Here is a 14,611-nt window from a genome sequence, read left to right on the forward strand (position 1 = left end):
AGGAGCGGGGTACGCTTCACCGCATGGGTGGAGCGCACCCGGCCACGATCATTTCAGCTGTCGCAGCTCATCCAGCAACCCTTGCAGTTTCACCCGGTTCGGTTCATCCAGCCCGAACACCGGCCGCCGTGGCTCACCCACCGGCAGCCCGGTCATGCCCAGCCCGGCCTTGATGGTCGCCGGCAAGCCACCCTTGAGGATGAAATCCAGCAACGGCAACTGGCGGTAGAACAGCGCCTGCGCCTGGGCAAGGTCGCCCGCCAGCACTGCCTGGTACAGCTGCTGGTTCAGCGTGGGGATCAGGTTGGCCGCCGCCGTGCACCAGCCCTTGGCCCCGGCAACGAAGGCCTCCAGCGCCAACGGGTTGCAGCCGTTGTAGAACGGCACCTGGCCCTCGCCGAGCAGCTGCAGCTTATGCATGCGCTGGATGTCGCCGGTGCTCTCCTTGACCATGGTGACGTTGTCCACCTCGCGCACGATGCGCAGGATCAGCTCCACCGGCATGTCGGTGCCGCTGGTGGCGGGGTTGTTGTAGAGCATGATCGGGATATCGATGGCCGCGCCGATGGCGCGGTAGTGCTGGAGGATCTCGGCTTCGCTGAGCTTCCAGTAAGCCGCCGGCAGCACCATCACCGCATCGGCGCCGTGTTGCTGGGCGAAGCGCGCACGGCGCACGGCCCCCGCGGTGGTCAGGTCAGAGACGCTGACGATGCTCGGCACGCGCTTGCCGATGCGCTCCAGGCTGTACTGGGCGACCTGTTGCCATTCGCTGTCGCTGAGGTAGGCGCCTTCGCCGGTGCTGCCCAGCGGGGCGATCACTTGCACGCCGCCGTCGATCAAGCGGTCGATGGATTGGCCCACGGCGGGCAGGTCGAGCTGCTCGCCGTCGTGGCTGAAGGGGGTGATGGTGTAGCCGATGATGCCGTGGAATTGAGTGGTCATTCTAAATAGCTCCGCAAGCAAGGCAGTGTTGGGTCAGGCGAGGCAATCGGCGTGCTGGCGCAGGGCCTGCCGGGCGTAGTAGTTGAACGCGGCGCCATGGCGCTTGGGCCGGTCGATCCAGTCGTGGGCGTCGCGGCCAAGCTCGGGGGCGATCGGTTTGATGGTGCCGGCGGCCATGGCCAGCAGTTGCAGGCGTGCGGCGCGTTCGATCAGCTGGGCGTAGACACAGGCCTGCTCGATGCTGGCGCCGGTGGACAACTGGCCGTGGTGCGAGAGCAGGATGGCGCGCTTGTCGCCCAGGGCGGCGCTGATGATTTCGCCTTCTTCGTTGCCCACCGGCACGCCGGGCCAGGCTTCGAGGAACGCGCAGTCTTCGTACAGCGGGCACAGGTCCATGTGCGACACCACCAACGGCACTTCGAGCATCGACAGCGCGGCGACGTGGGTGGGGTGGGTGTGGATGATGCAGTTCACATCCGGGCGGGCGCGGTACACCCAGCTGTGGAAGCGGTTGGCCGGGTTGGGCATGCCCTGGCCTTCCAGCACCTCGAGGTCTTCGTTGACCAGCAGCAGGTTGCTGGCGGTGATCTCGTCGAAGCCCAGCCCCAGCTGCTGGGTGTAGAAGGTGCCCGGTTGCGGGCCACGGGCGCTGATCTGCCCGGCCAGGCCCGAGTCGTGGCCATTGTCGAACAGAATTCGACAGGTCAGGGCCAGCTTTTCGCGCACAGTCCACGTATTATCCGCGAGCGAGCCTTGCATCTGCGTCAGTGCCTTTTGCACCAGTTGGTCTTTGCTGTGTGTCAGGGTGTTGGCCATGGGGAGTGATCCTCTGTGGCGTGATGGTGGATGTCTCGGCTGGCCCGCCCCCTTGCTTTCGACGGTGGAGGGGCGGTCCATCAGATGACACAAATAATCCTATATGACACAAAGTGTCATTAGCAAGTGCGTTTGTCCGGGAAAGCCGCTTCACATGTCTATCCGACTGAAATTGCTGCGCAAGAAACTGGGGATCACCCTTGAGGTGCTGGCTGAAAAATCCGGCATGACCAAGAGCTACCTGTCCAAGGTCGAGCGTGGCCTGAATACGCCGTCGATCGCCGCCGCGCTGAAACTGGCGCGGGCGTTGAACGTCAACGTCGAGGAGCTGTTCGACGGCGAGCAGGAAGGCCAGGCGCGCTACAGCCTGGTACGCCGCGGCGAGCGCCAGGCGCTGGTCGGCAACGGCCAGGGGCCGGGTTACGCGGTGCTCACCTCCCAGGTTGGCCAGCGCAGCCTGTTGCCGTTCTTGATCCAGCCCCCCACCGAGTTCACTGATCCGACTTTCAAGGAGCACGAGGGCGAGGAGTTCCTGTTCGTCCACGAGGGCCAGGTGGAGGTGGACTTCATGAGCGAGCGGGTGCTGCTGGAGGCGGGCGATGCCCTGCATTTCAACGCCCAGACCCCACACCGCCTGCGCTCCGTGGGCGAACGCCAGGCCCAGTTGCTGGTGGTGGTGCAGGGCGGGGAAGGGTGAGGGCTGGGCGATGATCGAGGCCTCGCGGTTTTGGCGTGACCCTGCCTTGCCGTTTGTCGAGGCCCGGCGCGTGGGGGATGGGCGCCAGGTGTGCTATGCCGCGCATTCCCATGAGAGCTTTTCGATCGGTGTTATCACGGGCGGGCGCAGCACCTACCTCACCGGGGATGCCCGGCATGAGATCAGCGCTGGCAGCACCGTGCTGATGAACCCTGGTGTGGTCCATACCTGCAACCCGATCCAGGGGGGGCCCTGGTCGTACCTGATGCTGTTTGTCGACCTGCCGTGGCTGCAGCAGCATGGCTTTACCCTGCCGGAGGTGACGCTCAGCACCTCGTCGGGGTTATACGGTCGGTTGCTTGAAGTGTTTGCCGGCCTGTTCGACGACCAACCGGCCTCTGCCAAGGAGGCGCTGCTGGTTGCATTCTTCGCGGCGCTGCCCGGCTATTGCGATGAGCGAACAGGCCAGCGCAGGGCGGAGCATCCGCGGCTGGAAATGGCTGCCGCGTTCATCCGCGCCCATCGTCTGGATCCGCTGACCCTCGAAGACATCTGCAGTGCGGCGGGGCTTTCCCGGGCCTACCTGATTCGCGCTTTCGGCAAGCGTTTCGGGCTGACACCTCACGGCTATTTGCTTGACCAGCGGGTGCAGCACGCCCGCGCCCAACTGCGCCTGGGCCGGCCGATTGCCGAGGTGGCGCTGGAGGCCGGGTTCGCCGACCAGGCGCATCTGCAACGGGCGTTCAAGCGGCACCTGGCGGCGACGCCGGGGCATTATCGGGCAGGGTGAGGCAGGGCGCTCAATGGCAACGCAATCGCGGGGTGACGGGTATTCAACCCGCCAGCAGATACCCCGCACTCGCCACCAACAACAGCGCCAACCCGCGATTGAACAAGCGCAACCGCCTTGGCTCCCCCAGATACTGCCGAATCACACTCCCGGCCCACGCCCAACTGGCCACCGAGACAAAACAGATTGGCCCATAGATCCAGGTGAACAGCCACAACAGATGCTGCTCGCCAGCGGTATAGGCACCCACCCCGGCCACCGCCGCCAACCAGGCCTTGGGGCTCAGCCACTGCATGGCCGCGCCGTGCCAGGCAGTGGGCGCCCGTTGTTCGGCGTCGGCCTGCAATTGGCCATCGTCACTGGCCAGCTTCCAGGCCATGTACAGCAAGAACAGCACGCCACCCCACAGCAGCAGGTGCTGCAGCCACGGCCAGCGCAGCAGCAGCTCATGCAGGCCCAGGCCGGTGAGCACCAGCAGCAGGCAGAAGCCCAGAGTGGCGCCGGCGGCGTGCCCGAGGCTGGCGCGCAGGCCGTGACGGGCGCCGCTGCCCAGCGCCACGATATTGACCGGGCCTGGGGAAATGGAGGCCGCCAAGGCGAAGGCGGCCATCGACAGGGACAAGCTCATGCGCAGATTCCTTGCAACGATGGAGTGCCGCCATGGTCGACGACGGGTACGACGCAGGTATTGAACAAAAATGCTCAAAGCCCCTGTTACAGATTTTGTAATAGTTTCGCGCTGTGGGGAAAAGCTGCTTCGATTGTAGGATCGTCATCCCTTTTTTTGATCAAGGTCTATATGAGCACCTTCGCGGAGCCCCCCAGTTTCTGGCCGTCCCGGCCATCCTTCCTCCGTCCTCGTGACGCCGCCCTTGTGAGTACCCGCTAATGGAATGGCTAGCCGACCCCACGGCCTGGCTGGGCCTGCTGACGCTTATCGTCCTCGAGCTGGTGCTGGGTATCGACAACCTGGTGTTCATCGCCATCCTCGCCGACAAATTGCCGCCCCATCAGCGTGACCGCGCGCGGGTGATCGGCCTGTCGTTGGCGCTGATCATGCGCCTTGGCCTTCTGGCCAGCATCTCGTGGATGGTCACCCTGACCGCCCCGCTGATCGAGGTGTTCGGCAAGACCTTCTCCGGCCGTGACCTGATCATGCTGTTCGGTGGTGTGTTCCTGTTGTTCAAGGCCACCATGGAACTGCACGAAAGGCTGGAGGGCCATGTCGCCCAGTCGGGCGGCGTGACGCGGCATGCGGCGTTCTGGCCGATCGTCGCGCAGATCGTGGTGCTCGATGCGGTGTTCTCGCTGGATGCGGTGATTACCGCGGTGGGTATGGTCGAGCATCTGTCGGTGATGATGATCGCGGTGATCTTCTCGATCGGCATCATGATCGTCGCCAGCAAGCCGCTGACCCGCTTCGTCAACGCCCACCCGACAGTGATCATGCTGTGCCTGGGCTTTTTGATGATGATCGGCTTCAGCCTGACCGCCGAAGGCCTGGGCTTCCATATCCCCAAAGGCTACCTGTACGCGGCCATTGGCTTCTCGCTGCTGATCGAACTGTTCAACCAACTGGCCCGCGCCCGCCGCAAGCGCAGTGTGCAACAGCACCGACCGCTGCGTGAGCGTACCGCCCATGCCGTGCTGCGCCTGATGGGCGGACGCCGCGTGGAGGCTGACGAGGTGGGCGAGGAGATCGCCGACCTGGTAGAGGATGGTAGCGAGCAAGTGGTCTTCGACCGCCGCGAGCGGGTGATGATCAGTGGCGTGCTGAACCTGGCCGAGCGGCCGATCCGCACGGTGATGACGGTGCGCGCCAAGGTCGATGCGATCGACCTGGCGCAACCGGCCGAGGTGATCACCCAGGCGTTGATCAACTCCTCGTACTCGCGCCTGCCGCTGATCCGCGGCGGTCGCATCGAGGAACCGCTGGGCTTCGTGCACAAGAAGGAACTGCTCAAGGAGCTTCTGGCCGGTAACCAGCCAGACCTTGAGGCCCTGGCCCGGGCACCGCTGAACCTGCTGGAGAGCTTCAGCATCCTCAACGCCTTGGAGCAGATGCGTGGGCAGTCGACGCACATTGCCTTCGTGGTCAACGAGTTCGGTGATTTCACCGGCGTGCTGACCATGACCGACATCCTCGAATCGATCGCCGGCGAGCTGCCGGACGCCAGCGAGGTCGAAGGGCCGGGCGTGGTGGAGGAGGCGGGTGGTTTCGTCGTCAGCGGCGCCCTGAACCTGGCCCAGGTGCAGGCGCGTACCGGCTTCGTGGCCCGTGCCACCGAGGACTACCAGACCCTCGCGGGCCTGGTGATGAGCCTGCTCGACCGCCTGCCGGTGGTCGGTGATCGCCTGCAGTGGAACGGCTGGAGCATGACCGTGGTGGCGGTGGAGGAGCGGCGCGTGCGTCAGGTGCGCCTTACACCGAGCGCCGACGCTGACGCAGCAGGTGCTTGAAGCCTTCGAGCACCAGCACCAGCACCGCGGCCCAGATTGGCAGGTAGGTCAGCCACTGATCCGGGCCGATGGTTTCGCCCAGCAGCAGGGCGACGCCCACGAGCAGCACCGGCTCGACGTAGCTGAGCAAGCCGAACAAGCTGAACGGCAGCATGCGGCTGGCCAGCACATAGGCGATCAGCGCGCTGGCGCTGATCGCCCCGAGCAGCGGGATCAGCCAGTAGAGGTTCTGGTGTTGCGCCAGGTCCGCGGCTGACAACGGGCCCTGGACCACGAAGTACAGGGCCCAGGGCAGCAGCAGGCACATGTCGCACCACAGGCCGCCCAGGTGGTCGGTGCGGCAGCGGCGGCGCAAGACGAAATATATCGGGTAGCCGATCGTCACCAGCAGCGTCTCCCAGGCGAAGCTGCCGTTCTGGTACAGCTCGTGGCCTACGCCCAGGGCTGCGCAGCTGACTGCTACCTTTTGCAGGCGCGACAGGCGTTCGCCGTAGACCAGGCGGCCAGTCAGCACCATCGCCAGTGGCAGCAGGAAATAGCCCATCGACACCTCCAGGCTGCGCCCGTGCAGCGGCGCCCAGAGGAACAGCCACAATTGCACCCCCATCAACCATGAGGTACCGACCATGCCCAGCAGCAGCAGGGGTGTGCGGCGTACCCGCGCGAACAGTTCGCCAACCCGCTTCCAGTCATTGGAAACCAACATGAACAGCGTCAGGCAGGGCAGCGTCAGCAGGGTGCGCCAACCGAAGATTTCCTCGCCGTCGAGCGGTGTGAGGAAGGAGGTATAGAAATACATCACGGCGAACAGACAGGACGCCATGACCGATGAAACGATGCCTTTTGACACGAATGCCTCGAAGAACGGGAAGGGTGAGCGGGCGGATCAGCCGCGCATGATCTCAGGGGGCGCGTCTTGCGGCAACCGCAGCCTGCCAGGGCGCGTGGCCAATGCCCTGAGCAGCTCGGTGGCGGGCATTGGCCGGGCGAACAGATAACCTTGCTGGAAGTCCACCCCGTGGCGCTCCAGGTAGTCGCGCTGCACCGCAGTCTCGACCCCTTCCGCCACGATGCCCAGCCCAAGTTTGGCCGACAGTTCGATGATGGTGTCGAGGATATGTTGCGACAGCGCATCGCCACCGATCATGGCGACGAAGCTCTGGTCGATCTTCAGGTAGTCGACCTTGAACTGACGCAGGTAGTTGAGGCTGGACTGGCCCGTGCCGAAGTCGTCGAGGGCGATCATCACCCCCATCTCGTGCAGCTTTTCGAACAGCTCCAGGGTCACCGGGGTGGGTTCGATCAGTTTGCGCTCGGTCAGCTCGAGGGTGAGTACCACACGCTCGGGCGGGAATTGCTGGAGGAAGGCGCGGCAATCGTCGAGCAGGCCAAGGTCGCGGCAATGATCGGCGGTGATGTTGATACCGACGTGAAAGCCGTCGTCCAGCAGCGCTACATGGGGTGCCAGGGCTTGTGCGGTGTTGAACATGAGGGCGCGGGTCATGGCGACGATCTGCCCGCTGTGTTCGGCGTAGGGGATGAACAGGTCCGGGCGTACCAGGCCCTCGCGCGGATGCTGCCAGCGCATCAGCACTTCGACCCCGGCCCAGTGATAGTCGCCTTTGCGCACCACAGGCTGGAAGTACGGCAGGAACTCGCCGGCTTCGAGCGCACGGTCGAGTTCGGCGCGGGGCGAGTTGGCGCGGCGTACCTGCCACCGGCAGACGCTGCCGGCCACCACGCCGAGTATCAGCAGCAGGCTGAGCAGGGCCGGGTAGCGCGAGCGCATCAACTCGCCCAGCTTACCCGCGGCGTAACCGCCCTGCACGCTGAACGGGTAGCGTGTCGAGGAGACAGTGGCGGGGGCGCTGACTGCGACCGGCGGTGTGCCTTGTTGCACAAGGCCTTGCTGGCCCATCCAGTGGTTGCCCACCCGCACCAACAGCTCGTCATCCTGAGCGATCAGGCGCAAGGCCGTCAGCAGGTGGCTGCCGTCCACCGTGGCGATCGCCCCGCGATCACCTTGGCTGACCCGGTAAACCAGCAGTGGATGCCCTGGCGTGACGGAGTTGCCGTCCATCAGCCAGAGCTGTCCGTCGGTATAGTCGCGCGCATTCACCGGCTCTTCGAAATTGCCAAACAGCGAAGTGCAATACAGGTTGTCGTGATCGAACAGGCTGGTGGAGCGCACGAAAGCATTGCGCGTGACTTCTATGCGCAGTGCCAACTGCAGCTGTTCGCAGGGCTGTCCGGCCTTGGGCAACAGCTGGTTCGCGGCGCTGGACAGGCTGTCTAGAATCATTTCTATGTGCCCGACCACTTCGCGTGCGGTGGCCTGGCTGTTGGCCTGCAGCTCGCGCTCGGTCTGCCAGCGGGTCACGGCCAGCCCGCAGACCAGCGGCAGCACCCCGACGACCCAGGGCAGCAGTGTGCGCCAGCTCCAGCGGGCAGGGCGTTTGGGGGTCAGGGGCATGCGCAGGTGTATCCAGTGGCGGACGGGTGTGTCAGCGGCAAGGATAGCCGTTTGTCGGTGAAGCCTACGAACTAAAACGCGACAAACAAATTTACGCAATGTAGAATCGCGTTACGAATACAACAATAAGGTTCTCCGCCATCCGGAGGATCAAGCCCGCCGAGAATGGGTCCCCATGAAAAACCCTGCATTCAAGCTGATCATTGGTGCCTATCTGGCCCGCAGCGTGCGCGGCATTCCCTGTTCGCCTCCTGTTCCGTTCGCCATCGCAAGCCAGTAATCCAACCGTTTTTTGCTGCAGATGAGGACACGAACATGGCAGATATCTTCGAAAACCCGATGGGCCTTGAAGGCTTTGAATTCATCGAGCTCGCCTCGCCGACCCCTGGCGTGCTGGAGCCGGTCTTCCAGATCCTCGGTTTCACCAAGGTGGCGACCCACCGCTCCAAGAATGTGCACCTGTACCGCCAGGGTGGCATCAACCTGATCCTCAACAACGAACCGAAAAGCGCCGCCTCGTACTTCGCCGCCGAGCACGGCCCGTCGGTGTGCGGCATGGCATTCCGTGTGCGCAACGCCCATGAAGCCTATGCCCGCGCCCTGGAGCTGGGTGCCCAGCCGGTGGAAATCGAGACCGGCCCTATGGAGCTGCGTCTGCCGGCGATCAAAGGTATCGGTGGCGCGCCGCTGTACCTGATCGACCGTTACGAAGAAGGCAGCTCGATTTACGACATCGACTTCAAGTTCATCGACGGCGTGGATCGCAACCCGGTCGGTGCCGGCCTGAAGATCATCGACCACCTCACCCATAACGTCTATCGCGGGCGCATGGCCTACTGGGCCGGCTTCTACGAGAAGCTGTTCAACTTCCGCGAGATCCGCTATTTCGACATCAAGGGCGAGTACACCGGCCTGACTTCCAAGGCCATGACCGCGCCAGATGGCATGATCCGCATTCCGCTCAATGAAGAGTCGTCCAAGGGTGCGGGGCAGATCGAAGAATTCCTGATGCAGTTCAATGGCGAGGGCATCCAGCACGTGGCCTTCCTCACCGACGACCTGCTCAAGACCTGGGATGCCCTCAAAGGCTTCGGCATGCGTTTCATGACCGCGCCGCCACAGACCTACTACGAAATGCTCGAAGAGCGTCTGCCGGGCCACGGCGAGCCGGTCGACCAGTTGCAGTCGCGTGGCATCCTGCTGGACGGTGCTTCCGAGTCGGGCGACAAGCGCCTGCTGCTGCAGATCTTCTCGGAAACCTTGCTGGGCCCGGTGTTCTTCGAGTTCATCCAGCGCAAGGGTGACGATGGCTTTGGTGAAGGCAACTTCAAGGCACTGTTCGAGTCGATCGAGCGTGACCAGGTTCGTCGTGGCGTGCTGAACGTCGAGTAATCGACTCAACGCTGTCCATCGCGGGGCAACTCGCATCGGTGTGCCGATGTGACTTGCCCCGCGATGCGTTTCAGCCAATCTTTGCCTTGGCCAGGAACTTGAGCGTCGCCTGAGCCACGCCCGCGGTGGACGCCGGGTTCTGCCCGGTGATCAGGCCTTTGTCTTCAACCACGAAGGGTGCCCACGGGTCCTCCGCTTTCTGGTACTCACCACCCCGTGCGCCGAGTTCGTTCTCGGTCAGGAAAGGTACCTCTTTGTCCAGCTCTGCCAGTTTCTCTTCGATATTGGAGAAACCGGTCACCGCCCGACCTCTGAGCAACAGGGTGTTGTCGCTGAGTTTCACATTCAGCAGCCCCACGGCACCGTGGCAGACCGATGCCACAACCCCGCCACGTTCGTGAATGCGCCGCGCCAAGTCCTGCAGTGGCTGGTTGTCGGGGAAGTCCCACATCACGCCATGGCCACCTGTGTAATAAATGGCGCTGTACTGCTCGGCCTTGACCTCGCCGGGGCTGAGGGTGGCGCCCAGGCGCTTCATGAAGGCCTTGTCGTCATACCACTGCCAGTCCAAGTCCGGGGCCATCTGCAGGCTGTGCGGGTCGATCGGTACGTAGCCGCCCGCCGGGCTCACATAGTCGACCGTGAAGCCCGCCTGCTGCACGGGGTCGACGAAATGCACGGCTTCACCCAGCCACAGGCCTGTGGCGCGTTTGATGTTGGGGTACTTGGCGGTATTGGTCAGCACGACCAGGATCTTCTTGTTCATGTGCGCATGCCCATCCAACCCAAGGGGGCCGGTTGCCCGGCGGAGGGAAAAACCCTCTGAGCATAGCCGTCGCTGGGCGTAGCGCCATGACCGGCTGGCGTTGTGCTAGTCTCGAGCCAATCATGTGCAGCCAGGAAGTCACCATGACAACGGACAAGTTCATGCAAGCGGCCATCGACGAAGCCCGCAAGGGGCTGGCGGAGGGCGGTATTCCAATTGGCTCGGTGCTGGTGCACGACGGCAAGATCATTGGCCGTGGCCACAACCGCCGGGTACAACAAGGCAGCGCCATCCTGCATGGTGAAATGGACGCCCTGGAAAACGCCGGTCGACAGCCTGCCAGTGTCTACAAGGCAGCCACGCTCTATACCACCCTGTCTCCCTGTGCCATGTGCAGCGGCGCGATCCTGCTGTATGGCATAAAACAGGTGATCATCGGCGAAAACACCACTTTCCTTGGCGAAGAACAGTTGCTGGCCAGCCGCGACGTACGCTTGGACGTGCGCCACGACGAGGACTGCAAAAAGATGATGCGTGATTTCATCGAGGCCAAGCCGCAACTGTGGAATGAAGACATTGGCCGCTGACCGCTCTGTGCCAGGAGCCGCGCAGATGATTCATCTAGCGCCTATTTCGAGCGCTGAGACCGTGGGAAGCGCCCAGATCAGTAGCTTCAACTGGGGGGCAACGCCATTGGGGCCCCTGACACGATGGCCGCCAGCCTTGCGCATCGCCGTCGACATGCTGCTGCTTTCCGCTTACCCCTGTGCCCTGGTCTGGGGCTCGGCGCTGACGGTGATTCACAACGAAGCCTATCCCGTCCCCCTGGGCGAGCGCTCCCATGGCCTGGGCGATAGTTTCGACGCGCTTTGGGCAACGGTCTGGGACGACATGGGGGCTGCTGTTTTCGAGGCGCTGGAAGGGCAGGGCAGTCTGGTCGAGAACAGCCTGCTGACGGTCAACCGCGACGGACACCCCGTCCAGGCCTGGTTCACCTGCAGCTATTCGCCTATCCGCGACGACCAAGGCGCGGTGGTGGGTTTCCTGCACGCGCTGATCGAAACTACCGCCAGTGTCGAGCGCACCCGCGAATGGCGCGAACTGGCGCAATCGTTCGAGGCACAACTCTCGCGTTACATGGCCGAGAGTGAGCATACCTGGCAGTTGTCGCCCGACGTGATGTTGATGCTCGACACCGAGTTGCGCGTGCGCTTGGCCAATCCGGCCTGGCACCGCTTGTCGGGTTTGACGGATGAGCAGCAAGCGCCGGTCGCGCTGTTGGAGCTGATCCACCCAGCCGAGCGTACCGAGACCAGGCTGGCCCTGATGGCGCTGATGCAGGGGCATGACACCCCGGCCTTCGAGGCCCGCGTGCGTCAAGATGAAGGGCATTATTGCTGGCTACGCTGGCATGCCGTGTCTGGCCAGGCGCTGCCGATCCTGATCGGGCGCAACATCACCGAGGAGCGCCAGTCCGTCCAGCGCATGGCCGAAGCAGCGGTGCGCGAAAGCCTGCGCATGGAGTCGGTGGTCAAGGTGGCGGGCGGCCTGGCCCATGAGATGAATAACGTCTTGTCCGGGGTCGGCAGCAGCCTGGAGCTGCTTGAACGGCGTCTGGCCCAGGGGCGGCTTGAGCGCTTGGACAGCTACGTGCAGGTGGCCCGCGAATGCGCTCAGCGGGCCATCGGCCTGACCCAGAACTTGCTGGCGTTCGCCCGCAGCCAGCCGTTGTCGCCCAATCCACTGGACATCAACCAGCTGATACGCCAGGCACAACCGATGCTCGAGCAGTGCGTCGGCGCCGAGATGCACCTCCATTGGGAGCTGGACATCGCCCCCTGGCCCGTCCAGGTCGATCCCGACCACCTGCGCAACGCCTTGCTGCACCTGTGTGCCAATGCCCGCGACGCCTGCCTTGGCCGGGGCAGCCTGTCGATCCGTACCGGCAATGAGCGCCTGGCTGGCGCGACTGCCGGACTGCCGGCGGGCGACTATGTGATGCTCCAGGTCGAGGACGATGGTCATGGCATGTCGGCTGAGGATGTGGAACGGGCATTCGAGCCTTTTTTCACCACCAAACCCCTGGGGCAGGGCTCGGGCCTGGGGTTGCCCATGGTGCATGGCTTCGTGCGCCAGTCCGGTGGCCAGGTGTGGATAGAGTCGAGATTGCAGCACGGCACTCAGATTGTGCTGATGTTTCCTCGTTATTCGGGCAGCCAGCCGATACCCGAACCCCCGACGATCACAAGGCAGGCAAGGCAGGGCGAGCGTGTGCTGCTGATCGATGACGAGCTCAATTTGCGCGGATTGATCAAGGAAATACTGGTCGACCGCGGTTTCGAGGTGTGCGGTGTGACCGATGCCAACACTGCGCTGGGGCAGTACCGTCATGCCGGCCCATTCGATCTGGTCATTACCGACATCGGCTTGCCGGGTGGCTTCAACGGGCGTCAGGTGGCCAGGGCGATGCGCATGATCAATCCCGAACAGAAAATCCTGTTCATCACCGGCTACACCGAGGACCCGGTGGAGCAGCAACTGCTCGACGAGCCCGGTACTGCCTTGCTGCTCAAACCGTTCTCGCTGGAGAGCCTGGTCATGCAAGTCGATCGCATGCTGCAGGCCTGATCCTGCTCAGGGCGTCACCAGCATCCGCGCGACCTGGTTGCGCAACTGTTCCAGGGCGAAAGGCTTGCGCAACAACTGCATCCCGGCGGCCAGAAACGCATCGCGAGCCATCGCGGTTTGCGCGAAACCGGTGATGAACAGTACCGGCAGCCCGGGGCGCAGGCGACGGGCGATTTCCGCCAGTTGCCGGCCGTTCATGCCCGGTAGCCCAACGTCGCTGATCAGCAAACCGAACGGCTGTGCCGAATGCAGCCAGCGCAGCGCTTCACTGGCATTTTGCGCCACACGACAGGGGTAGCCTTCTTCGAGCAGGGTCCGTTCGACCAGTTCGCGCACATCCGGGTCGTCTTCCACTAGCAGGATGTCCTGGCAATCACCGGCAGCTCGCACGGCAGCGGCTTTGAGCGGTGGCGGGCTATCGGTATGGCGTGGCAAATACAGGCGCACCCGTGTCCCTTTGCCGATCTGGCTGTCGAGCGCCAGGTAACCCCGTGACTGCCTGCTGAAGCCGTAGACCATCGATAGCCCGAGCCCGACACCCTGGCCAGTCGGTTTGGTGGTGAAGAACGGCTCGATGGCATGCTCCAGGGTGGCTTGCGACATCCCCTGGCCGCTGTCGCGAATGCTCAGGCACAGATAGTCACCGTGCGTCAGGCCGACGTTGGCGAGCTGCCCATTGGTGACCTGGACGTTGTCCGCCTCGACGTTCAGCACTCCGCCGCTGGGCATGGCCTCGCAGGCGTTGAGCAAGAGGTTGTCCAGGGACGCCTGCAGTTGCTCGCCATCGGCGCTGGCTTGCCACAGTTGTGTGGCCAGGCGCACTTGCAGCTCGATGCCTGTCCCCAGCTTGGCGGCCAGGGCATCGGGTGCCAGCAGCGAGCGCAGGTCGATTGCCTGGCTCTGCAAGGATTGGCGAGCGGAGAACGCCAATAGCCGATGGGTCAACAGGGCAGCGCGGGCCACGGCTTGCTGGCCCAGGCGCAAAGGGGGCTCCAGGCCCTCGCTGCGGCCTTGACGCAGGCGTTTGTCGATCAGCTCCAGGCTGCCGCCGATGCTGGTCAGCAGATTGTTGAAGTCATGGGCCACGCCGCCGGCCAGTTGGCCGATGGCTTCCATCTTGCGTGTTTGTTGCAGTGCCTGGTCGTCGGCCTGTTGTTGCTGCGCCAGGGCTTCGAGCTGTTCGCACAGGTCGCGCGCCTGGTATTGCCGGCGGCGAGCCCGCAACGCCCACAGTGCCAGGCTCAGCAGTTGCTCGTCAGGGTAGGGCGGGGCAAGCGGCAGCAGGTTGCCTGGCACTGCGCTGGTGTCGGCCTCGGCGTGGCTGGTGAGCAGCACCACGGGCAGGTCGGACCAGCCAGGCTGCTGTTCGAGGTAGCGGTGCAGGGGGGATTGCTGGTTGCGCGGCAGCGCCTGTTCGATCACCACCAGCAGCCCGGCACCTTCACTGAGCCAGCGGCCAAGGCGCCCGACATCGGCGGTGCAGCGGCTGTGGATACCTGCTTGTCGGAGTAACCGGCAGGTGCTTGTCCCCGCCTGGGCAGGCGCCAGGACCAGGGCGCGTTCTTCCACAGCCAGGCATGCAGCCAAGAGCATTCTCCTGTGACGATGGGCACGCCGTGATGGCGTTACCGCCTTCCTTCTCCTATC

Annotated in this window: 13 protein-coding genes; 6 read left to right on the forward strand and 7 right to left on the reverse strand. The window is 63.9% G+C overall.

Annotated features, from left to right (window positions below):
• Nucleotides 1-48: 48 nt before the first annotated feature.
• Complete coding sequence (locus tag ACQ4N9_RS08800; protein WP_390969161.1) at nt 49-942, reverse strand: dihydrodipicolinate synthase family protein; 894 nt, start codon at nt 940-942, stop codon at nt 49-51.
• A 33-nt stretch (nt 943-975) separates the two neighbouring features.
• Nucleotides 976-1,758 carry an aldolase gene (locus ACQ4N9_RS08805; protein ID WP_110992594.1) on the reverse strand — a complete coding sequence of 261 codons (783 nt, stop codon included), beginning with the start codon at nt 1,756-1,758 and terminating at the stop codon, nt 976-978.
• Nucleotides 1,759-1,912: 154 nt separating this feature from the next.
• Between ACQ4N9_RS08805 and ACQ4N9_RS08810 the strand changes: the two genes are divergently transcribed.
• Complete coding sequence (locus ACQ4N9_RS08810) at nt 1,913-2,455, forward strand: helix-turn-helix domain-containing protein (RefSeq protein WP_110992595.1); 543 nt, start codon at nt 1,913-1,915, stop codon at nt 2,453-2,455.
• Nucleotides 2,456-2,465: 10 nt separating this feature from the next.
• Nucleotides 2,466-3,245, forward strand: coding sequence for an AraC family transcriptional regulator (locus ACQ4N9_RS08815; RefSeq protein WP_390969163.1), 780 nt, complete (start codon nt 2,466-2,468; stop codon nt 3,243-3,245).
• A gap of 43 nt (nt 3,246-3,288) precedes the next feature.
• Here ACQ4N9_RS08815 and ACQ4N9_RS08820 read toward each other — a convergent pair whose 3' ends face one another.
• Nucleotides 3,289-3,873: a LysE family translocator gene (locus ACQ4N9_RS08820; protein ID WP_390969165.1), complete on the reverse strand. Its 585-nt coding sequence runs from the start codon at nt 3,871-3,873 to the stop codon at nt 3,289-3,291.
• Between the two features lie 260 nt (nt 3,874-4,133).
• Here ACQ4N9_RS08820 and ACQ4N9_RS08825 point away from each other — a divergent pair, with 260 nt between their 5' ends.
• Entirely contained in the window at nt 4,134-5,705 is a 1,572-nt protein-coding gene (locus ACQ4N9_RS08825; RefSeq protein WP_125463901.1) for a TerC family protein, read from the forward strand.
• Here ACQ4N9_RS08825 and rarD read toward each other — a convergent pair.
• The gene (rarD, locus tag ACQ4N9_RS08830) at nt 5,668-6,555 is read right to left on the reverse strand and encodes an EamA family transporter RarD (RefSeq protein ID WP_390969167.1); all 888 of its coding nucleotides are present in this window, start codon (nt 6,553-6,555) and stop codon (nt 5,668-5,670) included. The genes ACQ4N9_RS08825 and rarD overlap by 38 nt on opposite strands.
• A gap of 36 nt (nt 6,556-6,591) precedes the next feature.
• Nucleotides 6,592-8,178 (reverse strand): EAL domain-containing protein, encoded by a 1,587-nt coding sequence (locus ACQ4N9_RS08835; protein WP_390969169.1) that lies wholly within the window; start codon nt 8,176-8,178, stop codon nt 6,592-6,594.
• Nucleotides 8,179-8,493: 315 nt separating this feature from the next.
• On the opposite strand from ACQ4N9_RS08835, the gene hppD reads away from it, so the two are divergent.
• Nucleotides 8,494-9,570 carry a 4-hydroxyphenylpyruvate dioxygenase gene (hppD, locus tag ACQ4N9_RS08840; protein ID WP_390969171.1) on the forward strand — a complete coding sequence of 359 codons (1,077 nt, stop codon included), beginning with the start codon at nt 8,494-8,496 and terminating at the stop codon, nt 9,568-9,570.
• 70 nt (nt 9,571-9,640) lie between these two features.
• On the opposite strand, the gene ACQ4N9_RS08845 is transcribed toward hppD, so the two are convergent.
• Nucleotides 9,641-10,336, reverse strand: a complete 696-nt coding sequence (locus ACQ4N9_RS08845; RefSeq protein ID WP_390969173.1) for a type 1 glutamine amidotransferase domain-containing protein — start codon at nt 10,334-10,336, stop codon at nt 9,641-9,643.
• Nucleotides 10,337-10,479: 143 nt separating this feature from the next.
• Here ACQ4N9_RS08845 and ACQ4N9_RS08850 point away from each other — a divergent pair, with 143 nt between their 5' ends.
• Together ACQ4N9_RS08850 and ACQ4N9_RS08855 are read left to right on the forward strand one after the other, a co-directional pair.
• Nucleotides 10,480-10,923 carry a nucleoside deaminase gene (locus ACQ4N9_RS08850; RefSeq protein WP_390969175.1) on the forward strand — a complete coding sequence of 148 codons (444 nt, stop codon included), beginning with the start codon at nt 10,480-10,482 and terminating at the stop codon, nt 10,921-10,923.
• A gap of 136 nt (nt 10,924-11,059) precedes the next feature.
• Nucleotides 11,060-12,964, forward strand: coding sequence for a hybrid sensor histidine kinase/response regulator (locus ACQ4N9_RS08855; protein ID WP_390969177.1), 1,905 nt, complete (start codon nt 11,060-11,062; stop codon nt 12,962-12,964).
• 6 nt (nt 12,965-12,970) lie between these two features.
• Here ACQ4N9_RS08855 and ACQ4N9_RS08860 read toward each other — a convergent pair whose 3' ends face one another.
• Nucleotides 12,971-14,551: a response regulator gene (locus ACQ4N9_RS08860; protein WP_390969179.1), complete on the reverse strand. Its 1,581-nt coding sequence runs from the start codon at nt 14,549-14,551 to the stop codon at nt 12,971-12,973.
• Nucleotides 14,552-14,611: the final 60 nt, after the last annotated feature.

It is taken from the genome of Pseudomonas sp. ES1 (assembly GCF_050586605.1).
In the GTDB taxonomy this organism is placed as follows: domain Bacteria; phylum Pseudomonadota; class Gammaproteobacteria; order Pseudomonadales; family Pseudomonadaceae; genus Aquipseudomonas; species Aquipseudomonas sichuanensis.